The organism is Actinomadura nitritigenes (genome assembly GCF_017573545.1).
GTDB lineage: Bacteria > Actinomycetota > Actinomycetes > Streptosporangiales > Streptosporangiaceae > Spirillospora > Spirillospora nitritigenes.
Window position 1 is genome coordinate 84,603 of record NZ_JAGEOK010000005.1, and the last position, 20,367, is coordinate 104,969.

At 73.6% G+C, this 20,367-nt stretch carries 25 protein-coding genes and 1 pseudogene; 11 read left to right on the plus strand and 15 right to left on the minus strand.

Features of this window, described 5'->3' with window-relative positions; genetic code table 11:
- Positions 1–51: 51 nt before the first annotated feature.
- The 3 genes from J4557_RS08510 (at position 52) to J4557_RS08520 (ending at position 3,141) form a co-directional block, all read left to right on the plus strand.
- Positions 52–999 (plus strand): alpha/beta fold hydrolase, encoded by a 948-nt coding sequence (locus tag J4557_RS08510; RefSeq protein WP_208265897.1) that lies wholly within the window; start codon positions 52–54, stop codon positions 997–999.
- 22 nt (positions 1,000–1,021) lie between these two features.
- Positions 1,022–1,894, plus strand: coding sequence for an RNA polymerase sigma factor SigJ (gene sigJ, locus J4557_RS08515; RefSeq protein WP_307799546.1), 873 nt, complete (start codon positions 1,022–1,024; stop codon positions 1,892–1,894).
- 68 nt (positions 1,895–1,962) lie between these two features.
- On the plus strand, positions 1,963–3,141 hold the full coding sequence (locus J4557_RS08520; protein WP_208265898.1) for an NAD(P)/FAD-dependent oxidoreductase: 1,179 nt from the start codon (positions 1,963–1,965) through the stop codon (positions 3,139–3,141).
- Between the two features lie 38 nt (positions 3,142–3,179).
- Here the strand turns inward: J4557_RS08520 and J4557_RS08525 are convergent, their stop codons facing one another.
- The 9 genes and pseudogenes from J4557_RS08525 to J4557_RS49395 form a co-directional block, all read right to left on the minus strand.
- Entirely contained in the window at positions 3,180–3,800 is a 621-nt protein-coding gene (locus tag J4557_RS08525; RefSeq protein WP_208265899.1) for a hypothetical protein, read from the minus strand.
- Positions 3,801–3,825: 25 nt separating this feature from the next.
- Complete coding sequence (locus J4557_RS08530; protein ID WP_208265900.1) at positions 3,826–4,164, minus strand: Imm51 family immunity protein; 339 nt, start codon at positions 4,162–4,164, stop codon at positions 3,826–3,828.
- Between the two features lie 100 nt (positions 4,165–4,264).
- Complete coding sequence (locus J4557_RS08535) at positions 4,265–5,134, minus strand: alpha/beta fold hydrolase (RefSeq protein ID WP_208265901.1); 870 nt, start codon at positions 5,132–5,134, stop codon at positions 4,265–4,267.
- A gap of 47 nt (positions 5,135–5,181) precedes the next feature.
- Positions 5,182–5,934 (minus strand): SDR family oxidoreductase, encoded by a 753-nt coding sequence (locus tag J4557_RS08540; protein ID WP_208265902.1) that lies wholly within the window; start codon positions 5,932–5,934, stop codon positions 5,182–5,184.
- Positions 5,935–6,133: 199 nt separating this feature from the next.
- Complete coding sequence (locus tag J4557_RS08545; protein ID WP_208266170.1) at positions 6,134–6,664, minus strand: GNAT family N-acetyltransferase; 531 nt, start codon at positions 6,662–6,664, stop codon at positions 6,134–6,136.
- Positions 6,665–6,759: 95 nt separating this feature from the next.
- Positions 6,760–7,143, minus strand: a complete 384-nt coding sequence (locus J4557_RS08550; protein WP_208265903.1) for a group I truncated hemoglobin — start codon at positions 7,141–7,143, stop codon at positions 6,760–6,762.
- Positions 7,140–7,352 carry a twin-arginine translocase TatA/TatE family subunit gene (locus J4557_RS08555; RefSeq protein ID WP_208265904.1) on the minus strand — a complete coding sequence of 71 codons (213 nt, stop codon included), beginning with the start codon at positions 7,350–7,352 and terminating at the stop codon, positions 7,140–7,142. The genes J4557_RS08550 and J4557_RS08555 overlap by 4 nt, the downstream gene beginning before the upstream one ends.
- A 10-nt stretch (positions 7,353–7,362) precedes the next feature.
- Complete coding sequence (locus J4557_RS08560) at positions 7,363–7,599, minus strand: hypothetical protein (protein ID WP_208265905.1); 237 nt, start codon at positions 7,597–7,599, stop codon at positions 7,363–7,365.
- A gap of 103 nt (positions 7,600–7,702) precedes the next feature.
- Positions 7,703–8,026: pseudogene (locus tag J4557_RS49395) on the minus strand (ABC transporter permease); the annotation flags it as partial.
- 453 nt (positions 8,027–8,479) lie between these two features.
- Here J4557_RS49395 and J4557_RS08570 point away from each other — a divergent pair.
- From J4557_RS08570 to J4557_RS08585, 4 genes are all read left to right on the plus strand, one after another.
- Entirely contained in the window at positions 8,480–9,721 is a 1,242-nt protein-coding gene (locus J4557_RS08570) for an oxygenase MpaB family protein (protein WP_208265906.1), read from the plus strand.
- Positions 9,722–9,805: 84 nt separating this feature from the next.
- Entirely contained in the window at positions 9,806–10,252 is a 447-nt protein-coding gene (locus tag J4557_RS08575; RefSeq protein WP_208265907.1) for a MarR family winged helix-turn-helix transcriptional regulator, read from the plus strand.
- 133 nt (positions 10,253–10,385) lie between these two features.
- A complete protein-coding gene (locus tag J4557_RS08580; RefSeq protein WP_208265908.1) occupies positions 10,386–11,492 on the plus strand; it encodes an LLM class flavin-dependent oxidoreductase in 1,107 nt (368 codons plus the stop codon).
- The gene (locus J4557_RS08585) at positions 11,489–12,097 is read left to right on the plus strand and encodes an NAD(P)H-dependent oxidoreductase (RefSeq protein WP_208265909.1); all 609 of its coding nucleotides are present in this window, start codon (positions 11,489–11,491) and stop codon (positions 12,095–12,097) included. Before J4557_RS08580 ends, J4557_RS08585 begins: the two co-directional genes overlap by 4 nt.
- Positions 12,098–12,195: 98 nt before the next feature.
- On the opposite strand, the gene J4557_RS08590 is transcribed toward J4557_RS08585, so the two are convergent.
- On the minus strand, positions 12,196–12,771 hold the full coding sequence (locus J4557_RS08590; protein WP_208265910.1) for a hemerythrin domain-containing protein: 576 nt from the start codon (positions 12,769–12,771) through the stop codon (positions 12,196–12,198).
- A 35-nt stretch (positions 12,772–12,806) separates the two neighbouring features.
- The gene (locus J4557_RS08595) at positions 12,807–13,379 is read right to left on the minus strand and encodes a hemerythrin domain-containing protein (protein WP_208265911.1); all 573 of its coding nucleotides are present in this window, start codon (positions 13,377–13,379) and stop codon (positions 12,807–12,809) included.
- A gap of 228 nt (positions 13,380–13,607) precedes the next feature.
- Between J4557_RS08595 and J4557_RS08600 the strand changes: the two genes are divergently transcribed.
- From J4557_RS08600 to J4557_RS08610, 3 genes are all read left to right on the plus strand, one after another.
- Positions 13,608–14,813 (plus strand): hypothetical protein, encoded by a 1,206-nt coding sequence (locus J4557_RS08600; RefSeq protein ID WP_208265912.1) that lies wholly within the window; start codon positions 13,608–13,610, stop codon positions 14,811–14,813.
- A gap of 74 nt (positions 14,814–14,887) precedes the next feature.
- On the plus strand, positions 14,888–15,526 hold the full coding sequence (locus tag J4557_RS08605) for a HemK2/MTQ2 family protein methyltransferase (RefSeq protein ID WP_243775480.1): 639 nt from the start codon (positions 14,888–14,890) through the stop codon (positions 15,524–15,526).
- Positions 15,510–15,734 carry a CDGSH iron-sulfur domain-containing protein gene (locus J4557_RS08610; RefSeq protein WP_208265914.1) on the plus strand — a complete coding sequence of 75 codons (225 nt, stop codon included), beginning with the start codon at positions 15,510–15,512 and terminating at the stop codon, positions 15,732–15,734. Before J4557_RS08605 ends, J4557_RS08610 begins: the two co-directional genes overlap by 17 nt.
- Positions 15,735–15,831: 97 nt before the next feature.
- Here the strand turns inward: J4557_RS08610 and J4557_RS08615 are convergent, their stop codons facing one another.
- From J4557_RS08615 to J4557_RS08625, 3 genes are read right to left on the minus strand one after another with little or no spacing between them, the layout of a single operon-like run.
- On the minus strand, positions 15,832–16,884 hold the full coding sequence (locus J4557_RS08615; protein WP_208265915.1) for an iron-containing redox enzyme family protein: 1,053 nt from the start codon (positions 16,882–16,884) through the stop codon (positions 15,832–15,834).
- Between the two features lie 26 nt (positions 16,885–16,910).
- Positions 16,911–18,128, minus strand: a complete 1,218-nt coding sequence (locus J4557_RS08620; RefSeq protein ID WP_208265916.1) for a carboxylate-amine ligase — start codon at positions 18,126–18,128, stop codon at positions 16,911–16,913.
- A 53-nt stretch (positions 18,129–18,181) separates the two neighbouring features.
- A complete protein-coding gene (locus J4557_RS08625) occupies positions 18,182–18,652 on the minus strand; it encodes a hypothetical protein (RefSeq protein WP_243775481.1) in 471 nt (156 codons plus the stop codon).
- Positions 18,653–18,818: 166 nt separating this feature from the next.
- Here J4557_RS08625 and J4557_RS08630 point away from each other — a divergent pair, with 166 nt between their 5' ends.
- Complete coding sequence (locus J4557_RS08630; protein WP_208265917.1) at positions 18,819–19,346, plus strand: hypothetical protein; 528 nt, start codon at positions 18,819–18,821, stop codon at positions 19,344–19,346.
- Between the two features lie 121 nt (positions 19,347–19,467).
- On the opposite strand, the gene J4557_RS08635 is transcribed toward J4557_RS08630, so the two are convergent.
- The gene (locus tag J4557_RS08635) at positions 19,468–20,172 is read right to left on the minus strand and encodes a methyltransferase domain-containing protein (protein WP_243775482.1); all 705 of its coding nucleotides are present in this window, start codon (positions 20,170–20,172) and stop codon (positions 19,468–19,470) included.
- Positions 20,173–20,367 lie beyond the last annotated feature (195 nt).

Below are 20,367 nucleotides of genomic sequence, written 5' to 3' on the forward strand. Positions count from 1 at the left end.
AGCCACTTACGCTCCCCTGGTAACCAATGGTAACCAACCAAGGGAGGCACCATGCCGAACCCGTCGGCCACCGGCGGCCCCGTCCCGGACGTCACGCTGATGCGGGTGGCCGCCAACGGCATCGAGGCCAACGTGGCAGTCGGCGGACATGGGCCGGCCGTCCTGCTGCTCCACGGCTTCCCCCATACCTGGCGGGTGTGGACGGAGGTCGTCCCGGACCTCGTCCGCCGTCACCGGGTCATCGCGCCCGACCTGCGGGGTCTCGGCGGGAGCACCCGGGCGGCGGGCGGGTACGACGCCGCGAGCCTCGCCGACGACGCCGAGGGGATCCTGGACGCGCTCGGAGAGGAGTCCGCGGCGGTGGTCGCCATCGACGCGGGCGTCCCGCCCGCCTTCATGCTCGCCATGCGGCGACCGCACCGCGTGCGGCGGCTCGTGCTCATGGAGGGCACGCTGGGACCGCTGCCCGGCGCCGAGGACTTCTTCGTGGGCGGGCCGCCGTGGTGGTTCGGCTTCCACCGCGTCCCCGACCTCGCCGAGACCGTCCTGGCGGGGCACGAAGCCGACTACATCGGCTGGTTCCTGACGGCCGGGACGCGCGGTCGCGGAGTGCCGCGCGACATCCGGGACGACTTCGTCCGCGCCTACACCGGGCGCGACGCTCTGCGCTGCGCGTTCTCCCACTACCGGGCCGGTCCGACCAGCGCGCGGCAGTTCCTGGACGCCGCCGCCTCGTCCAGGCTCACGATGCCGGCGCTGGCGATCGGCGCGCAGCCGGTCGGCGACGCGCTGGAGCGGCAGCTGCGGCCCCTCGCCGACGACCTGACCGGGCACCTCGTCGGGGACTGCGGCCACATCATCCCGCTCGACCGCCCCCGGGAACTCCTCGCCCTGCTCATGCCGTTCCTGACCGGCGGCGACCCGGCGGATCGGCAGGCCGGCCAGGCCGGGGCGGCGGTGAGCGCGGGCGGGTGTCTAGGATCGGACGCCGATCAGTGATCCGAGGGGGCGGGGGCCGAGGGTGGAACCGACCGGCGCGTTGGCGGAGGACGAGTGGGAGGCGCACCGTCCCGCGGTCTTCGGGGCGGCCTACCGGATCCTCGGCAGCGTGGCGGAGGCCGAGGACGTGACGCAGGAGGTCTGGCTGCGCGCCGCCGGCGCGGACCTGTCCGGCGTGCGGGACCTGCGGGCCTGGCTGGTCACCGTGGCCGCGCGGACGTCCTACAACGTGCTGACGTCGGCGCGCGTCCGGCGCGAGTCCTACGTGGGACCGTGGCTGCCGGAGCCGCTGCTGACCGGGCCCGACGCCGCCGCGCCGGTGCTCATGGACGAGTCGGTGGGCACCGCGATGCTGGTGGTCATGGAGACGCTCACGCCCGCCGAGCGCGTCGCGCTGGTGCTGCACGACGTGTTCGGCTTCCCGTTCGGGCGGATCGCCGAGGTGCTCGGCGGCACGCCCGCCGCCGGCCGCAAGCTCGCGTCCCGGGCGCGGGCCCGGGTTGCGGCGGTCCGGGAGCGGCCGCGGGCGTCCAGGGCCGAGACCGAGCGGGTGCTCAGGGCGTTCAAGGCGGCGGCCGAGTCGGGGGACATGGCCGGGCTCGTCAGGCTGCTGCACCCCGACGCCGTCTACGTCGCGGACGGCGGAGGCAAGGCGACCGCCGCGCGCAGGCCGGTCCGGGGCGCGGAGCGGATCGCCCAGCTCGCGGTCAGGCAGCTGGAGATGCGGCGTCCGGACGCGGTCCGGATCGTCGAGGCCAACGGCCGGCCGGCGCTCGCGACCTACCAGGGCGGCGCGCTGGTCTGGCTCGACACCGTCGAGATCGCCGAGGGGCGGATCACCGCGTTCCGGAGGCTGGCCAATCCGGAGAAGCTCCGGCACGCCGGTCACACCTGACCCCGCCGTCTTGTCTCCCTGCCGACTCCCCGGGAGCCGCCCGGGGCGAGGCTGAGAGAGGACCGGCGATGGCGCACGTTGTGATCATCGGAGGCGGGTTCGCGGGCGTGTGGAGCGCGGCGGGAGCGGCGCTGGCGCGCGCACGGGCGGACATCGAGGCGGACGCCGCCGCGGGCGGGGGCCTGCGCATCACGCTCATCGCGCCGGGCGAGCACCTGGTGCTGCGGCCCCGCCTGTACGAGCCCGAGCCGGAGCTGGCCAAGGTCGAGCTGCGCAGGATCCTCGAGCCGATCGGCGTCGGGCACGTGCGGGCCGCGGTGAGCACGATCGACACCGGCCGCCGCGTGGTGGTGGCCGGCGGTCGCGAGATCGGCTACGACCGCCTGGTGCTGGCGGCGGGCAGCGCGCTCGTCCGGCCGCACGGTCTTCCCGGCGCCGAACGGCTCTTCGACATCGACACGCTGGAGGGCGCCCGGCGCCTCACCGCCCACCTGCGCGGCCGCGAGGGCTACGCCGCCGTGGTCGTCGGCGCCGGGTTCGTCGGCCTGGAGGCCGCGACCGCGCTGGCGGCCCGGGGCCGGGTGCTGCTGGTGGACCGGTCGCCGGTGGTCGGCGACCAGCTCGGCCCCGGCCCGCGTCCGGAGATCGAGGCGGCGCTGGACGGCCTCGGCGTCGAACGCCGGCTCGGGACGACGGTGACGGAGGTCGGCGACGGACGCGCCGTCCTCTCCGACGGGACGGAGGTCGCGGCGGACGCGGTCGTCTGGTCGGCCGGGCTCAGGGCCAGCGACCTCACCCGGCAGATCTCCGGCGACCTCGACGCGCTCGGCCGGGTGCCCGTGGACCGGCGGCTGCGCGCCCTCCCCGAGGTGTTCGCCGCCGGCGACACCGCCGCCGCGCCGTTCGACGCCGGGCACACGGTCATGCAGGCGTGCCAGCACGCGGTGCCGCTCGGCAAGGTCGCCGGGTACAACGCGGCCGCCGACCTGCTCGGCGTTCCGCTCCGCGACTTCACCCCCGGCCCCTACGTCACCTGCCTCGACCTGGGCGGCGCCGGCGCGGTCTTCACCCGGGGCTGGGAGCGGGCGGTGGTGGCCGCGGGCGCCGAGGGCGCGGCCGTCAAGAAGTGGATCAACGACCACATCCACCCGCCGGTCGACGACGCCGAGGAGATCCTCGCCGCCGCCGACCACGTCCGCCTGGACATCCCGTTCTTCCCGCGCGAGGAGGCCGTCCGCGCCGTGTGAGCCCGGTGTCCGGCGTGTGAGCCCGGTGTCCGCCGTGCTCAGAGGCCGAGCGCCGCCGTCACCCGGCCCTCCAGCTCGTCCTCGGTCATGGCGGCGTCGACCTCGATGCCGCAGAGGCCCAGGGCCCTCGTCTCCTCCCGGAGGCGCCCGGTGAACAGCCGGTCGCGTTCGAGCAGGTTGCGCAGGGCCCGCTCCGGGTCGCTGGTCCTCCCGGCGATGGACCACGTCGAGCCCCTGCTCTCGAACGCGGCCCGGCGGAACCCGGGCGTCGGCAGGAGCCAGACGGCCTGGCCGGGCGCGGCGAGCAGCGGCTTCACGAGGTGCGGCAGCAGCCGGAAGCCCTCCACGACCACGCGCGGCTCCGCCGGGAGGCGGAGCAGGTCCTCGACGATCAGCCCGAAGCCCTCGCCGCGGAACCAGTGGAACGTCTCGAGCATGGTCTCCGGAGACCGGCTCAGCCATCGCTCGTCCATGTCCATGGACGCGAACTCGCTCAGGTACGGGCCGTCCCCCGGGGTGGTGCGGCCGGAATGGTCCGCCATCGCGTCATCGGTCGAGTACAACCGGAGACCGTGCCGCGCGGCGATGCGGCGGGCGATGGTCGATTTCCCCGCACCGCTCCCGCCGCCGATCCAGTAGACGTGCCGCAGTGCCCTCACGTCGGTCCCCGACCCCGTCTTCGCCTCAGTCGTCGAACTCGAAGCCGGTGGACTCGGCCGACGCCACCAGCTTCCGCATCCGGCCGGCGTCCGCGGCCACGGCGCTCAGGAGCCCGCCCAGTTCCTCCAGCGCCGTCCGGTCGGCGCCGCACGCGCAGAACATGCCGCCTTCCGGGTCGTACGAGAAACGCCCTTCGAGGCCCTTCGCCTCCGTGCCGACCAGGAACCGAGCGACGCCTTCCCAGAAATAGCCGTTCGGCTCGTGGCCGAGTTCCTCGACGACTCCGTCGACCTGGGTCGTTCCCGCGTCCAGCAGCAGCGAGTACGACCCGGGCCTGGTCTCCACCAATGTCAGCGGCGTCATCGGCGGAGCATGGCACGCCCCGAAGCGGGGCGGCAACCTCGATGGCGGGACGCCGCCCGTCCGCCCGCCCGGCCGCGCGACCGGCGGCCTTCCGGGGTTCTCAGCCGGCGCCGCCGAGGACCTCGCGCAGCCTGCGCGCGAACGCCTCGGGCTGCCCGGCGTGACCGTACTCGTCGCCCAGGAAGCCGCCGTGGTGGCTCGGGAACACCGCCGCGCGCCGGCCGAGCAGTCCGGCCGCCGCCTCCGAGGTGCGTCCGGTCAAGGTGTCCCCCGTCTCCTCCCCCACCGCGATCACGATCCGCGCGGGCGCCGCGGTCAGCGCCTCGACGTCGGGCCGGTACCCGCTGACCGCCCACGACCGGTCGGAGAGCAGGGGGTCGGCGCGGGAGCCGTCGTCCTCGCTCGGCAGCCCGTACTGCGCGGGGTCGGGCGCGGGCCGGTCGAAGTAGGCGTCGGTGAACTCGCCCTGCCACGAGGTCATCGCGATGAAGGCCGCCATGCCGGCGCCCAGGCCCTTGGCCTCGTAGACGTCCCGGACGGCGGCCCGCGCGCGCTCGGCGGCCGGGGCGTCGGGCAGTACGGGGATGAGCGGCGGCTCGTGCGCCACCAGGGTGGTCACGTCATCGGGGTGGGCGGCCACGAGGGCGAGCGCGGTCACCGCGCCGCCGCTGCTGGCGAACATCTCGACCGGGCCCGCGCCGAGCGCCTCGACGAGGGCGTGCACGTCCTCGGCCTGGACCTCGGGCACGTGGTCGTTCCGGCCGTCCTTGCGGGTGCTGCGGCCGAGGCCGCGCGGGTCGTAGGTGATCACCGTGCGGTCGGGGAAGTGCGACGCCAGCGTGGCGAAACCGACGGCGTCCATGGGCTGGCCGATCATGACCAGCGGCGGGCGGCCGTCCGCGGGCGGCAGCGGCCCGCGCACGTCGTAGACGAGGTCGGCTTCAGGGGTCGTGAGTGTCCGTGTGTCCATGCCGGTGTCGACCTCCGGGAGGCCGGGAACTCATCGCTCCGGACGCGCTACTTCGGCGGGTTGGTCGCCAGCCAGTTGGTGTACTTGACGGTGCCGAGGGCCGCGCCGTCGGCGGGCACGAGGTCCGGCTCCCGCATCACGCCGCCGTAGTAGGGCGCGTCGGGGTCGGTGACGACCTCGCGCCGGTCGCCCCATGCCGCCAGGGCGGTGCGGAAGAACCCGTCCATCCGGAAGCGCTCGGGCCCGGCGATCTCGACCCGTCCGTTCGTCGGCGACCCCACCGCGGCCTTGCAGACCGCCTCCGCGACCTCCTCGCCGGCGATGGGCTGGAACAGCACCGAGGGCATCCGGACCGTGTCGCCGTCCGTGGCGGCGTCGGCGATCCGGGGGGCGAACTCGAAGAACTGCGTGGCGTGCACGAGCGAGAACGGGATCCCCGATTCCTCGATCAGCCTCTCCTGGGCGAGCTTCGCCCGGAAGTAGCCGATGTCCGGCCGCTCCTCGGTGCCCACCACCGACAGCGCGACGTGATGCCCCACCCCGGCCTTCTTCTCCGCCGCCAGCAGGTTCCCCGTCGAGGTCCGGAAGAAGTCCAGCACCGCCGCGTCCTCGAACGACGGGGAGTTCGACACGTCGACCACCACGTCCGCGCCGGCCAGCGCCTCGTCCAGCCCCGCGCCGGTGAGCGTGTCGACGCCCGTGTTCGGCGACGCGGGGACCGCCTCGTGCCCGTGCTCGCCGAGCCTCGCCACGACCTTCGAGCCGATCAGGCCGGTGCCGCCGATGACCACGATCCTCATGCCAGGCTTCCCTTCCGTTTCCGGGGACGTTCGTCGCCGCCTGACAACCAGCTAAGACGGGGCTTCGTCCGGGCCACGAAAGCTCCGTCAAAAGATCCCCGAAATACTTCGTATGGAGACGCCGCCGATCCGGGGCGCACGCGGGGCGGCGGACGCTCACCGGTACGGAGCCGGAGTCGCGGCGGAACGGACCGGGGCGTCAGGCGGACGGTGTGGTCGCGCCGGAACCGTGCCACTCGCGGTCGAGCATCGACATCTCGATGGACGACCACCAGGCGCCGTCCACCTCGATGACCTCCCGGGACACGCCCTCCCGGACGAAACCCAGCCGCTCGTAGAGGGCGACGGCCGTGCTGTTGTGGGCGAAGACCCCCAGGCCGAGCCTGTGCACGCCCATGTCGTCGAACGCCACCCGCTGGACGGCCCCGACCAGCGCGGCCCCGATGCCGCGGCCGCGCCGGCCGGGGTGGACCAGGACGCGCCCGAGCCGGGCCGTCCGGCCCTGCGGGTCGACGGTCAGCGACGCGTGCGCGACCGGTTCGGCGAGGTTCTCCTCGTCGGTGAACGTCCAGATCCTGAGCCCGGGCCCGGCCTTGGCCGAGTACCGGGCGAGCTGCTCCCGGTCGAGCGGCCAGGTGAACCCGGTGGGGCCCGACCACATCACCAGGGCGGCCGGGCCGTCGACCCAGGAGACCAGCGCGGGGGCATCGGCCTCGTCGAAGTCGCGCATACCGATCACGGCTCCAGCTAAGCAGGAGGCCAGCACGTCATCAATGCGGACTCCGGCCGTGGTCCGCACGCCCCGCACGCGTGCAGGCCACGGGCTCACTCCGGCGCGACGACCTTCAGCGTGGGCCTGCCGGACACGATGTCGTCCGCCAGGGGCATCACCACGGCGGCGATCTCGGCGATGGTCGCCTCCGGAACGCCGGCCGCGGCGAGCGAGGCCACCAGGTGCTCGGCGACCCGGTCGAAGTGGCGGCGGTCGATCCCGAGGCCGCGGTGGACGTCCTTCATCGTCCCGCCCCGGTAGACGGCCGGGCCGCCGAGCGCCTGCGCGAAGAACTCGACCTGGCGGCCTTTCAGCTTGCCGAGGTTCATGCCGGCGAAGAAGGTCTTCAGCGTGCCGTCGGCGAGGATGCGGTCGTAGAGGTCGTCCACCACGGCCGTCAGGGCCTCCTCGCCGCCGATCGACTCGTAAATGCTCATTTCGCCTCCGTCGTGGTCGACTGACCTGGATGTTCGAGCCGCGCGCCTTCGGGCGCGGGGTCGTCGCTCCGCAGTCCCTGCGTCTCGTCCCGCAGGATGCGCGCCGACCTGCCGATCGATCGCGCGAGGTTCGGGAGCCGTGTCGATCCGAGCAGGACCAGCACCACGGCCAGCACGATGAGGATCTCGCTCGTTCCGAAGGTGCCCATGGCCGTCCCGTCAGCCGCCGGTCGAGGGCGACGGTCGGGGCGGCGCGGGCGTGTTCTGCTGCTTCCCGTCGGGGTCGGTCATGCTCTCGTTCGCGGCGCCGACGGAGGTCACGTCGGTGACCTTCCATCTGCCGTGGCTGCGGGCGAGCTTCACCGCCTTCCCGGTCTCCTGCGCCGCGGCGGGGTCCGCGTCCTTCTCTTCGGCCGCGGCGGGCGAGCGGATGTCCTCGGTGGTCTCGGTCTTCACTGATCCTCCATTCATCGGCGGATGCCGGATCGGCGGCGCGCGAGACGATGACCAGCGAGGCCAGCAGCGTCGAGATCAGGCTGGACGCCCACAGCCGCGGCGTGACCAGCCGGTGCACGGGGTTGACCGCCATGGTCTCCATGGCCGCCGGCTCGTCGCGGATGCGGCGGGCGCCCATGTCGGCGGTCATCGCCGATCCGCCCGCGCCCGCGATGATCAGCGCGGCGGCGATCGGCGCGACCTCGCGCACCAGCCCGACGACGACCGCCCCGCCGGTCGCCGACTGGGCGCCGAGCTGGGCGGCCAGCTGTCCCACCTGCAGCGCCACGGTCGCGCCCAGCGGCAGCGACACCAGGATCACCGGCAGGCTCGTCACGCGCGCCAGGAACCAGGCCTGCTCGGCGAACTCCCAGAACCAGCGGCGCACGTCCCAGGTGCGCCGCAGCCCCTCCAGGGACGATGACGAACAGCTCGCCGACCTCGCTGAGGAGCCCGTGGACGCGGGCGGGCAGGTAGGCGACGGCCACGCTGATCACCTCCTCGGTCGTCGTCGGGCACCGACACCGTAGAGCACTGATTGGCGGAGCGCCAATAGTAACCATCAGGGCGCCAATAGATCCCCGGCCGCCCCGCCCCGCGGCCATCCCCCGGCCATCTCGAAGCCATCTCGCCAACAACTATTGGCGGGACGCCAATAACGGTCTAGTGTTCCGGGTGGCTCACCGGAAACCAGGGTGTGTCCCTTGCCGCGGCGGCCGTCCGGACCGCGCTTCGCACGACCCCGCGGCGGGCCGCCGGCTTCCCGCGTGCCGGAGGCGGGCCGCGACGATGCGTCACCGCGTGTCAGGAAGGTGTCTGGCCCCCGAGGAGGAGCGAAGGCATGGAGAAACCCAGCAGGCGCAGCGTGCTGATGGCCGGCGGAACGCTCGGCGCGCTCGGCGCGCTGACCGTCGCGACGCCCGCGCGAGCGAACTCACTGTGGACGTGGTCGCCCAAGGGCTCGGTCGTCGGCCGCGGCGAGGGCGCCGACCCCAAGTGGGTGTGGGACGAGGAGGCCGACCCCCTGGTCGCCTCGCTGCTCGAACGCGGCGACGTCCCCAAGGTCAACGATCTGCTCAAGACGTGGACGAAGAACGGCCAGGCGCTGCCGAGCGGGCTGCCGGCGGACGTGCGGGACTTCGTGGAACGTGCCCGCCGGCTGCCCTCGTGGACCGACCAGGACAAGCTCGCGAAGGCGTTCGAGTTCAACCAGAAGCGCGGGCTCTACCTCGGCGTCACCTACGGGTTCGCCAGCGGGATGATGAGCACGGCCATCCCCCACGAGGCGCGCGCGGTCTACTACTCCAAGGGCGGCGCGGACATGCGCGACCGCATCACCAAGACCGCCAAGCTCGGCTACGACATCGGCACCGAGAAGGCCTTCCAGCCCGACGGCGAGATGATCGTGACCTGCGTGAAGACGCGGCTGGCCCACGCGGGCGTGCGCAACCTGCTGCCCAAGTCCCCGTACTGGACCAAGGTCGCCGACGAGAAGATCCCGATCAGCCAGGCCGACATGATGGTCACCTGGCACAGCCTGCCCACGACGGTCATGAAGCAGTTCGCCAAGTGGAAGGTGGCGATCCCGGACGACGAGTCCGCGGCCTTCCTGCACTCCTGGCAGCTCGCCGCGCACATGCTGGGCATCAAGGACGAGTACATCCCGAAGTCGTGGGACGAGGCGAACTCCCAGGCCGCCCAGGTGCTCGACCCGATCCTGGCGCCCACCGACGAGGGCATCAAGCTCGCCGACATCCTGCTGAACCTCGCCGCCTTCATCGACGGCGGCATCCTCACCAAGCACATCCTCGGCGCGCTCACCCGCTACGTGCTCGGCGACGAGATCGCGACCTGGCTGAAGATCCCGAAGGAACCGGTGTGGGACCCGGTGTTCGAGAACCTCTGGCCGCCGTTCGTCGCCGTCCGCGAGGGCATCCTCGACATCACCAAGGCGCCCAAGGAGCTGCGGGAGTTCTACTGGGTGTTCGACGAGATCATCCGGCAGGGCGTCCTGCTCGTGCTGTCCGGGGCCGACTACCCGATCAGCATCCAGATCCCGACGACCAACAACCCCAACTACTGACCGGCTCCTCCGGCCACGTCCCCGGCGCGACGTGGCCGGAGGCCGGCCCCGCCGCGCGTTTCCGCACGCCGGTACAGTGCCGCCATGGCGACTGAGAGGCTGCGCCCTCTGGAGGACGAGGCCTGGCGGGGCTTCCTGCTCACCCATGACCGGATCTGGCGTTCGATCCAGGACGGGCTCGCGCCCCTGAACGTGAGCATGTCCGAGTACAGCGTGCTCGCGCTGGTCGGCGAGGCCGGCCCGCAGGGCATGCGGATGTCCGAGCTGGCCGAGCGCCGGCTGATGTCCTCCGGCGGGTTCACCCGCCTCGCCGACCGCCTGGAGCGGCGCGGGCTCATCGAGCGGCGCCGCTCGGCAGCCGACGGCCGCGGTTTCGAGGTCACCCTGACGGACGAGGGCCGCGCCCTGCTGCGCAAGGCCTGGCGGCAGCAGTACGGCGACCTCCGCAGGCTCTTCCTCGACCGGCTCGACGACGAGGACCTCCGTCACCTCGCCCGCATCTGGAGCCGGCTCGCCGCCGAGCCGCAGTAGTCCCCTCCGACCGGCCGGGCGCCCGGCGTCCCCTTCCCGTACGGCCGCGGCTTCGCGCCGCGGAATATTTGCCTGTGCAGATAACTTATGCCGGGCGTGGCGGGACGGGCCCGCCGGAGGAGAGGGGACGGCGATGACGTTCGAGATCGGGATCATGACCTTCGGCGAGGTCACGGAGGACCCCGTCACGGGGCGGACGCCGTCGCCCCGGCGGCGCGTGCGCGAGACGATCGAGCAGGCGAAGGTCGCCGACCAGGCGGGCCTCGACGTGTTCGGCGTCGGCGAGCACCACCGCTCCGACTTCGTCGGGTCGGCGCCGGCGATCCTGCTCGCGGCCGCGGCGGAGGCGACCGAGCGCATCCGGCTGACGAGCGCGGTCACCGTGCTCGGCTCGGAGGACCCGGTCCGGGTCTGGGAGCAGTTCGCGACGATCGACCTGCTGTCGCACGGCCGGGCCGAGATCATCGCGGGCCGCGGCTCCTACACCGAGTCCTTCCCGCTGTTCGGCCACGACCTGCGGGACTACGGAGAGCTCTTCCGCGAGAAGCTCGACCTGCTGCTCCGGATCCGGGAGCGGAACCCGCTCACCTGGCAGGGGCGCTTCCGCGCCCCGCTCGTCGACGCCGACATCGCGCCCCGCGCCGACGGCGGCACCCTCCCGATCTGGGTGGGCGTCGGCGGATCGACGGCGTCCGCTATCAGCACCGGCAGGCTCGGCCTGCCGATGGCGCTGGCCCTGCTGCTGGGCCCGCTGACCTACCACGAGCGGACGGTCGAGTTCTACCGCGCGGCCGCCGAGGAGGCGGGGCACGACGCCCGCGCCCTTCCGATCAGCATCAACGCCCACGGGTACGTGGGGCGCACCAGCCGGCAGGCGAGGGACGTGATGTACCCGTACTTCGCGAAGGGGATGATGGAGAACAACCATCAGCGGGGCCGGGGACTCCTGCTGCCGCGGGCCGCGTTCGACGCGCAGGCGGCGCCCGGAGCCGGGCTGCTGGTGGGCAGCCCGCAGGAGGTCATCGACAAGCTGCTCGCCTACCACGAGCTGTACGGCCTGAACCGGGCCGTCATCCAGATGGGCTTCGGCGGGATGCCGCAGAAGGAGCACCTCGAAGCGATCGAGCGGCTCGGCACGGAGGTGGCGCCCGTCGTGCGCCGCGAGGTCGCCGCCCGCGAGAGCGAGCCCGCCGGTCCTTCCGGCCGGCCCGGGCACGGTGGGAAGGGTGAAGCCGCATGACCGGCATGCTCGGCGCAGGGCAGGACGCGCACACCACGGACGCGGCGCTGCGCGTCGTGGTCGTCAACGGCAGCCCGAACGCGCGGTCCAAGACCATGGGTCTCGTCGCCGCCGTCCTCGACACGTTGAAGGGGATGCTCCCCATCGAGACGTCCCAGGTCGACGTGTACCACCTGGGGCCGGGCTTCACCGGGGCCATCGAGCGCGACGATGTCACGCCCGAGGTGGAGGCCGCGCTCCGGCTCGCCGAAGGGGCCGACCTCCTGATCGCGGCGGCGCCGGTGTACCGGGGCTCCTATCCCGGCATGTTCAAGCACTTCTTCGATCTCGTCGACCAGTACGCGCTCGCCAACAAGCCCGTCCTGCTGGCGGCGACCGGCGGAGGCGACCACCACGCGCTCGTCCTGGAGCACGCCATGCGGCCGCTCTTCGCCTTCTTCCAGGCGCTGACCGTACCGGTGGCGGTCTTCGCGTCCTCGGGGGCCTTCGACGGCGTCACGCTGCTCGACCCCCGCGTCTACGGCCGGATCGAGACGGGCCTCGCCGACGTGGCGGACCTTCTCCGATCCCGGGCGACCGGCACGCGAACGCCGGCGGGCGCCTGATCCGCGAAGACGGCGGTGAGCGATGGGATCCGGGGGCGTCGCTCACCGTCTCCACCGCCGGCGCCGCCCGGCCCGAACGCCCGGCCCCGAACGCCCGGTCAGCCCCGATCGCGGCCGGTCATCCTGTCGAGCATCCGGTCGGCCACGCCGACGACCGGGGCGGTCGCCTTCAGGAGCCCCGGCTTCGGAGGCGTGTTGGAGTGCGGGCGCGTCGGCGCGAGCCGTTTGGCGGCCTGGAGCCTGCCGCCGAGCCCGGTCGCCTGCTCCGCGGTGATGACCCCGCGCAGGCGCGGCCACACCTGCTCCTCCTCGAAGTCGATGTGCTCGCGAGCACCGGCGATGAAGTCCGACAGCAGCCCCTCGAACCGGTCCTGCAGCGGATGCACGGCGATGAGGTCGTCGAGTTCCTGCTTGCCGGACTGCTCCTGCACGATGGCGTGGTCGGCGAGCGCGTCCCCGTCCGGGACGTGCTCGCGGACGGTGGGCCAGAAGTACTCCTCCTCGACCGCCTCGTGCATGGACTCCGCGGTGATGAGCTTCTGCAGCAGGGTGCGGCGCCGCTCCAGCGCGTTCTCGCTCGCGCCGGTCGCCGCGGTGGGCCCGGCCTCCAGCTCGTCCAGCATCCGCTTGACCTCGGTGTGGTCGCGTCCCAGCACCTCGAACACGTCTGCCATCTGTCCTCCTCTGCCGGCGGACGGCTCGCGGGCGGTCAGCCGTGGTCGCGGGCGTTGCGGATCATGTCGCGGACGCGGTCGACGACCGCGGCCATGGGACCGGCCAGCATGTTCTTGGACGCCGACTCCACCCCCGGGTGCGGGTGGGTGGGCGCGATGGCCTGGGCGGCGCGGACGGCGGCGGCGAAGCCCCTGAGCTGGGTGGGGTTGAACTGGTCGCGGAGCCGGTCGAACTCGTAGCGCTCCTCGGCGCGGGCGTGGGTGAGCACGTCCATGCGGAGCTTGTCGACGGACTTGAGGAACCGCGGGTCGTCGATGTCCATGCCGTCCAGCTCCGACAGCAGCTCCTTGGCCTCGCGCTCCTCCGCCAGCCGGTCGTCCACGATGCCGTCGCCGCCGGGCAGCCGCCGCGCGGCCGGGTGGATGATCTCCTCCTCGGCGGTCTCGTGGATCGCCAGCAGCCGCACCAGTTGCCGGAAGGCGTCCTCGCGCTCCCGCCCGTCGGAGTGCATCACCTCGTCGAACAGGTCGCGGATCCGGGCGTGCTGGGCGCGCAGCAGGTCGACGACGTCCTCGCTGGTCCGCGCGTCGGTCGGTGTGGTCTGCATGAACCCTTCCCTCGTGTGGATGTGCACCGCGGGCCGGAGCCGGCGGTGAGCGACGCGGCGTCCCGTACCCGGGGGCGGCGGGGTTAAGCGCGGCGGGTCCGGGGCGCGCCGCCGGCCCGTCGGCAAAGATCTCGCAATCGGATTCCGGCGCGCGTGCAGAACGGGCCCGCCCGGGTAGGCGCAGCAAGCATCGTCATGATCCGGTCTCATAAGGAGGGGTGAGCCCCGGTGGCCTTCAACCCGCTCGAACACCGCGGTATCCCGCTGGAGGACCAGCTGCGCAACTGGGCGCAGCTGGACGTCGCCCCCATCGACCCCGACGAGTCCGATCCCTACACCAAGTGCCGCATCATCACGATGAACGGCATCGAGGTGGAGGCGATCATGTTCAGCCACCACTTCGCCCGCGTGTGCCCGGACCCGGAGGTCAAGCAGGAGCTCGCCCGCGTCCGCTACATCGAGGCGCAGCAGCAGAAGGTCGTCAACTGGCTGCTGCCCGGCCAGGCGTCGATCCTGGAGACCACCATCAGCTACGAGCAGGTCGCGGTCGACCTGACCGGCTGGGTCGCCCGCATGGAGCCCGACCCCTACCTCAAGCAGGCGTACGAGTTCGGCCTGCTGGAGGACTTCGACCACCTGTACCGGTACGCCAACCTGTACGAGATCATCGAGCACCGCAAGGCCGAGAAGATCGTCGACCAGCTCACCGAGGTCATGCCCGGCCGCCCCGGCTACCTGCAGCACCGCGACCCGATGGACAACGTCCGCGAGCCCTACGACAAGGCCACCGCCGCGCCGCTGTCCAAGCTCCACGCCCTGACGATCATGTCGGCCGAGCAGCAGACGATGAACTTCTACATGAACGTCGGCCCCATGTACATGGAGCCGATCGCCCGCCAGCTCTACCAGGAGATCGGGCTCGTGGAGGAGGAGCACGTCACCCACTACGAGTCGCTGGTCGACCCGGGCGAGTCCTGGTGGGAGCGCCTCGTGAACCACGAGTACCACGAGTGCTACCTGTACTACTCGTTCATGCAGACCGAGACCGACCCGCGCGTCAAGGGCATCTGGGAGCTGCACCTGAACATGGAGCTGGAGCACCTGCGGATCGCCTGCGACATGATGCGCCGCCACGACGGCCGCGACCCCGAGAGCGTCCTGGCTTCCGCGCTGCCCGAACCGGTCACCTTCGAGCCCAACAAGCAGCTCGTCCGGCACCTGCTCGGCACCCAGATCGACTGCACGACCCTCGGCACCGGCTACGTCCAGGACATGCACGAGCGGTTCGAGAGGATGCAGGACAGGATCAACGCCGAGCGGCCCCCGCAGGAGCGCGTCATCGACGAGCACCGCGACAAGTTCGGCGACGAGTACCGCGTCGTCACCGACGGCCCGCACCCCGTCGAGCGCCTCCGCGACAAGCCCCGGTCGTAACAGGCGCCTCACCGGCTCCCCGCGCCCCCCATGTTTGGCGGGCAGGTGGGGGGTAGCCGGGAGGGATGAGGCTCATGAGGCCGCCGGGGGTCTACGCTCCCCAAGGCGATACCTTCCTGCTCGTCGAGGTTCTACGGAAGGCTCCGCTGTTGAAGGGGGCCCGCGTCCTGGACGTGTGCACGGGGACCGGCGCGCTCGCGCTCGCCGCCGCCAGGGCGGGTGCGGGCCGGGTGACGGCGGTGGACGTGTCCACGCGAGCCGTGCTGGCCGCCCGGGCCAACGCCCGGTTGAACCGGCTGCCGATCAGGGTCCTGCGGGGCGACCTGTTCGGCCCGGTGGCCGGCCAGGCGTTCGACATGATCGTGACGAACCCGCCGTACGTGCCGAGCGGGTCCGCGACGGCGGGGCGCGCGGCCCGCTGGTGGAACGGGGGCCCGGACGGCCGGGCGCTGATCGACCGGATCTGCGAGCGGGCGCCCCGCCAGCTCCGCCGCGGCGGCACGCTGCTGATCGTGCAGTCGGCCGTCTCCGGGGTCCAGGCGACGCTGGACGCGCTGCGGGCCCAGGGAATGACGGCGTCGGTCGCCGCACGGCGCACCCAGCCGTACGGCCCGGTGCTGCGGGCGCGGGCCGCCGAGCTGGAGGCCGCGGGGCTGGCCCGGCCCGGCGGCCGCTCCGAGGAACTGGTGGTGGTCCGTGCCGACCGGAACTGACCGCCCCGCGCCCCGCCGGGTCCGGCTGGACCCGGACGGGCCCGTGCTGGTGGAGGGCCCCGTCGAGGTCGAGCTGCCGGACGGCACGACCGTGTCGTCCGACCGGTTCATGGTCGCGCTGTGCGCGTGCCGCCGGAGCCGCCGCTACCCGTTCTGCGACACCAGCCACCGCCGCAAGCCCCGCCGCAGGCCCCCCGCGCCGAGCTAGGCCGTCCGGCTCCGTCCGGCTCCGTCCGGCTCCGTCCGGCTCCGTCCGGCTTGTTCGGGCCGGACGGAGCCGTTGAGGAGCGGCGAGACGGAGCCGGTCAGACGGAGCCGGCGGGGAGCGCCTGGAGGAGCGAGGTGCGGCCCGCGCGCCACGACGCCAGCAGGTGCTCGCCGAACCGGCCCTCCAGGAACTCGGTGGCGCGGACGCCGAACACCACGTCACCGGCGAGGTCGGGCTCCCGGGCCAGCAGGTCGCCGAGGACGTCGTGCCGGAGCACCTGCTCGTGCACGGCGTCGGCCTCGATGTGCTCGGTGTGGAAGCGCACGCAGCGCGGGCCCGCGCCGAGGCGCTCCAGCGCGGCGGCCATCCGGCGCGCGGCGGGCGCCGTGGTGATCTCGGCGGCGGCGAAGTGCCCGGCCATCGCGCCGCGCAGCGAGCGGTGCAGGCCGAACAGCGACATCATGTTGACGATCGCGAGCATCCGCGCCGGGACCAGGTCCAGGTAACGGCCGTAGGACGGGTCGAGGCCGAGGTCCTCCATGAGGTCGGCGAACAGCGCGGAGTGCATGTCCTCGCCGCGGCCGCCGCCGAACTCGTCGAACTCCACCGCGACCAGCGCCGCCTTCGCCCGGCCCCGCAGCCGGGGGATCAGCCAGGCGTGGGGGTCGGCCTCCTTGAGGTGGTAGGCGGAGCGGTGCACGGCGTGTTCGCGCACCTGCCACCACTCCCCCTCGTCCCGCAGGTGGTGCGAGACGCCGTACGCGTCGGCCGGCTCGGCGAGCACCTCGGCGAGGGCGCCCTCCACGTCGTCACCGGAGCCGGTCTCCGCGCGGAGGCCCTCCAGGAAGCGGCACTCGAGCTCACCGCGGAGGGCGAGCAGCGCGGGCGCCCACTCCCAGCCGTCGTCGACCCCGCCGAAACCGCGGTAGTGCAGCTCGTAGCAGACGTACAGGGCCAGGTGCAGGTCCTCGCCGAAGGGATCGGGGGCGTCCCGGCGGGCCGCGGCGCGGGCGGCGTCCAGCATCGGTGCCGGCTCCGCGGGCTCCAGGCGGGAGAGCGCGGCCAGCACCGCCTCCGACAGCGCACCGCGCGCCGCGGGCAGCGGCGGCCGCGCGCCGATCCGGGACGGGCTCGTCGCAACGGTCGTCATGACCCTCCTCGTGCCTTCCCGGCTGCTCACCGGAGCGTCTCGGGCGATGGGCCTGCGGTACCCGCTCCGATCCCATCCATTCGGCCGTCGGCGTCCACTTCGTCCCCGTTCGCGGAGGTGGGGTGCGGAGACGTCCTGCGGGCGAGCGCCTCGACCACCGCGCGCATGCCTCCGGCCGCCGCCCGGCGCTGGTGGTCGGCGCCCGTCCCCTCGCGCAGGACGCGTCCGAGCAGCGTCCGCGTCCGGTCGAGGTCGCCGGTCTCCTCCAGGGCGGGCGCCACGTGGTCGAGGAGCGCGGCGGCCAGCCGTGCGGCCGGGACGCGCCGCTCCCCGACCGGATCGACGCCGTCGCCCGCCAGCCCGTAGCGGGCCGCCGCCCAGACGGCGGCCGCCCCGACCTGGTCGTTCGGCACCCGGGACGCGGTCCGCCCCGCCGCCAGCTCCGCCAGCGCGGTCCGCACCAGCCCCCGGGTGAGGGCGGCCTGCAGCAGCGCCTCCTCGGCGGTCGGCACGGCGTCGGCCGCGCGGACCTCGACCGTCGGCAGGTGCGGGGAGGGCCGCGCCAGCCAGAACGACATGGCGGGGTCCACGACCACCCCACATTCGGCGAGCCGGGCCGTCTCCCGGTCGTGGTCCTCGGCGGACGGGAACCAGGGCGGCAGCCCGGCCCCCGGGAACCGGGCCTGCTGGAGCATCCGCCAGCTCGCATAGCCGGTGTCGGCGCCACCCGCGTGCGGCGAGTTCGCCGACACGGCCAGCAGGGTCGGGAGCCAGGGGCGCAGGTGGTTGACGACGGCGACCGCGGTGTCCCGATCGGCGACGCCGACGTGCACGTGGCAGCCGGACACCTCGTAGTCGCGCACCACGCCCGCGTACAGGTCGCGGATCCGGGCGAACCGCTCCCCCTCCGAGGCCGGCGGCAGGGGGCCGGGCAAGGGCGCCGTCCCCGAGGAGATCAGCAGCGCGCCCTCCCGCCGCGCGGACGCGGCGAGCTCGCTGCGGGCGGCCGCGAGCCGCCGCCCCAGCGTCGGCAGATCCGTGCACACCGCGGACGCCGCCTCGACCTGCGTACCGAGGAGTTCGAGGTGGAACTGCGCGCCGGAGGGCATAGGCAGGCTCCGTGTGCGCGCGAGCACGGCGTCGGCGCGGGCCGTCGTCTCGCCGCTCACAGGGTCGGTGAGCAGGAACTCCTCCTCGACGCCGACCGTCAGCCCCGGCTCCTCACTGATCGCGGTCGGTCGCATGGCGGGGGCCCCTCCCGGTTCCGGCCCGAGCGGCGTGCCCGCTCCGGTGCGCGTCAGTGTTCGAGGCCGTACAGGACCGCGGCGGTGACCGCGCCGTAGGCGGCGTGCGGGACCAGGTCGCTGATCCAGGACGACACCGGCCAGGTGCGCGGATCGGTGATGCCCAGCGCGGTCATCGGGCCGCTGCTGCCGAGCATGGCCGTGGCGGTGGCCAGCGCGGCGGTCGCGGCCCGGCCCGGCCGCCAGCCGGCGGCGGTGACCATCCCCAGCAGCGCTCCGGTGCCGATGCCGGCCACCAGCCCGGTCAGCGGGCCGAGGCCGGAGACGCGGTTGTCCTGCTCGTCGCCCTCGCCCGGCACCGGGATGCCGGTCTTCTCCGACAGCGCGCGCACCGTCTCCTCGGGCGTGTCGCTTCCCGGGCGTCCGCGCAGGGCCATGTCCAGATAGGTGACGCCGTTGAGCGCGGTCGTGCCCGCCGCGCCCGCGGCGGCGCCCCGCAGCGCTCCTCGCATCAAGCAGGCCATGCCGCGCCCCTTCCTGATCGTCCGCATCGGCCTCTTGTGCTGCGCTCCCCGCCGGCGGATCCGGCAAACATCGCACCCGCGCGCCGCGCCGTTCCGGCCCCGCGTGCCCGGCGGCTCGGCGACGGCGCGGGGTGGCGGGCGGGGCGTCATGTGCTGATCATGGTGGATGGTCAGCCGATTCGAGCACGCACCCGCCAGGGCAACGCCCTTCCGAACCGCGGCGCTCGGCGCCGTGCTGCTCGCCCTCGCCGCCTGCGGCTCCGAGAACGGCGCGCGGCCGTGCGCCCTGGTCTACTCTCCGACGGGCATCAGCATCGACATCGCCGCTCCGGACGCCTCCCGTGTCTCGTCCGCGTCGATACGGGCCTGCTGGGGCGGGACGTGCCGCACCAGGCACGTCGCCTTGCATCCGTCCTCGACGAGCGTCCCGCTGGGTTGCGACGGTGACGGGCCCGACTCCGCCTGCGGCGCGTCCGCCTCGCCCGACGGCGGCCGGCACGGATTCGCCGCCATCACGGATCTGCCCGCATCGCCCGTCCAGGTCACGCTCACCCTGCGCGACCGCCACCACCGCGCGTTCCTGGACCAGGAACTCCGCCTCACCCCGAAGCCCGCCCATCCGGACAACCCGCACTGCGCCACGGGGGTCCAAGCCGCACTGACCGTAGCGAACGGCCAAGCCACCGCCCGCTGACGACCTCCCCCGGCAGCGGTCCCCGGTGCAGGGGACCGCTGCCGCGCTGCGGGGTCACTGGCGGGTGGCGGTGGTGACGAAGAGGGGGAGGGCGAAGAACAGGCGGCCGCGGCGGCCCCGTTCACGCTGCTCGGCGACCCAGGCTTCGGCCTGCGCGTCGCTGATCGCCCCGGCCGAGCGCGCCCCCTCGGCGAGGTCGGCCAGGGCGGGCACCATCGTCGCGTCGGTGAAGACCCTGGTGTGGACCTCGACGGCGGCGTCGGCGAAGCCCGCGTCGAGGAGGAGGTTGCGGCTGCGGCGGACGACGCGGGGCGTGCGGACCCGGTCGGCGCGCGTGCACGATGGTGCGGGTGAGCGCCTCGTCGTCGGCGTCGATGACGAAGGTGTCCCAGTCCTGCCCGATCAGCACGAGGCGCCCGCCGGGGGCGAGCACGCGCCTCGCCTCGCCGATCGCGCGGGCGGGGTCGTCCAGGACGTGGTACATCTTCTCGGCCCGGTAGCCGTGGAGCTCGCCGTCGGCGAAGGGCAGCTCGTAGGCGTTCGCCACGCGGAAGTCCGCGGCGGGCCAGCGCTCGCCTGCCACGGCGACCATCCGCTCGTCGAGATCGACGCCGACGGCCCGCGCGCCCCGCTCGGCCATCTCGGCGACCGCGCGGCCGGACCCGCATCCGACGTCGACCACCGCCGCGTCCGGCGCGATGCCGAGCAACTCGTAGGAACGCGCGCGCAGTTCGCTCGCCCCGGGGATGGAGTCGCCGATGTCGAGCAGGGCGATGAGCGCATCGGTCTCGCCGCTGGTGCGGCCTGCCGTCTGTTTCTGGTCCATGTGCGGGATCCTGCGGCTTCAAGTCCACTTGAAGTCAAGCGGACTCGACCGGGGGGAGGGCGATCAGGCCCCCACGCCATCGCCGGCGGCTTGCCGGGCGCCCCGCCGCGATTCCGGCGAGGGGTCGCGCGATCGCCGATGAACGGATCTCGTTCTGGTGGCGCCGACCCGCGTCCGGCCCTGCCGCTCCCCCGA

Bases quoted from the DNA above. Each gene is read 5' to 3' on its own strand.
- J4557_RS08575 (WP_208265907.1), top strand. From the start codon at position 9,806: ATGGCGACTGAGAGGCTGCGCCCTCTGGAGGACGAGGCCTGGCGGGGC.
- J4557_RS08580 (WP_208265908.1), top strand. From the start codon at position 10,386: ATGACGTTCGAGATCGGGATCATGACCTTCGGCGAGGTCACGGAGGAC.
- J4557_RS08585 (WP_208265909.1), top strand. From the start codon at position 11,489: ATGACCGGCATGCTCGGCGCAGGGCAGGACGCGCACACCACGGACGCG.
- J4557_RS08605 (WP_243775480.1), top strand. From the start codon at position 14,888: ATGAGGCCGCCGGGGGTCTACGCTCCCCAAGGCGATACCTTCCTGCTC.
- J4557_RS08520 (WP_208265898.1), top strand. From the start codon at position 1,963: ATGGCGCACGTTGTGATCATCGGAGGCGGGTTCGCGGGCGTGTGGAGC.
- J4557_RS08615 (WP_208265915.1), bottom strand. From the start codon at position 16,884: ATGACGACCGTTGCGACGAGCCCGTCCCGGATCGGCGCGCGGCCGCCG.
- J4557_RS08630 (WP_208265917.1), top strand. From the start codon at position 18,819: ATGGTCAGCCGATTCGAGCACGCACCCGCCAGGGCAACGCCCTTCCGA.
- J4557_RS08620 (WP_208265916.1), bottom strand. From the start codon at position 18,128: ATGCGACCGACCGCGATCAGTGAGGAGCCGGGGCTGACGGTCGGCGTC.
- J4557_RS08590 (WP_208265910.1), bottom strand. From the start codon at position 12,771: ATGGCAGACGTGTTCGAGGTGCTGGGACGCGACCACACCGAGGTCAAG.
- J4557_RS08625 (WP_243775481.1), bottom strand. From the start codon at position 18,652: ATGGCCTGCTTGATGCGAGGAGCGCTGCGGGGCGCCGCCGCGGGCGCG.
- J4557_RS08530 (WP_208265900.1), bottom strand. From the start codon at position 4,164: ATGACGCCGCTGACATTGGTGGAGACCAGGCCCGGGTCGTACTCGCTG.
- J4557_RS08535 (WP_208265901.1), bottom strand. From the start codon at position 5,134: ATGGACACACGGACACTCACGACCCCTGAAGCCGACCTCGTCTACGAC.
- J4557_RS08570 (WP_208265906.1), top strand. From the start codon at position 8,480: ATGGAGAAACCCAGCAGGCGCAGCGTGCTGATGGCCGGCGGAACGCTC.
- J4557_RS08540 (WP_208265902.1), bottom strand. From the start codon at position 5,934: ATGAGGATCGTGGTCATCGGCGGCACCGGCCTGATCGGCTCGAAGGTC.
- J4557_RS08635 (WP_243775482.1), bottom strand. From the start codon at position 20,172: ATGGACCAGAAACAGACGGCAGGCCGCACCAGCGGCGAGACCGATGCG.
- J4557_RS08545 (WP_208266170.1), bottom strand. From the start codon at position 6,664: ATGCGCGACTTCGACGAGGCCGATGCCCCCGCGCTGGTCTCCTGGGTC.
- J4557_RS08510 (WP_208265897.1), top strand. From the start codon at position 52: ATGCCGAACCCGTCGGCCACCGGCGGCCCCGTCCCGGACGTCACGCTG.
- J4557_RS08595 (WP_208265911.1), bottom strand. From the start codon at position 13,379: ATGCAGACCACACCGACCGACGCGCGGACCAGCGAGGACGTCGTCGAC.
- J4557_RS08555 (WP_208265904.1), bottom strand. From the start codon at position 7,352: ATGGGCACCTTCGGAACGAGCGAGATCCTCATCGTGCTGGCCGTGGTG.
- J4557_RS08550 (WP_208265903.1), bottom strand. From the start codon at position 7,143: ATGAGCATTTACGAGTCGATCGGCGGCGAGGAGGCCCTGACGGCCGTG.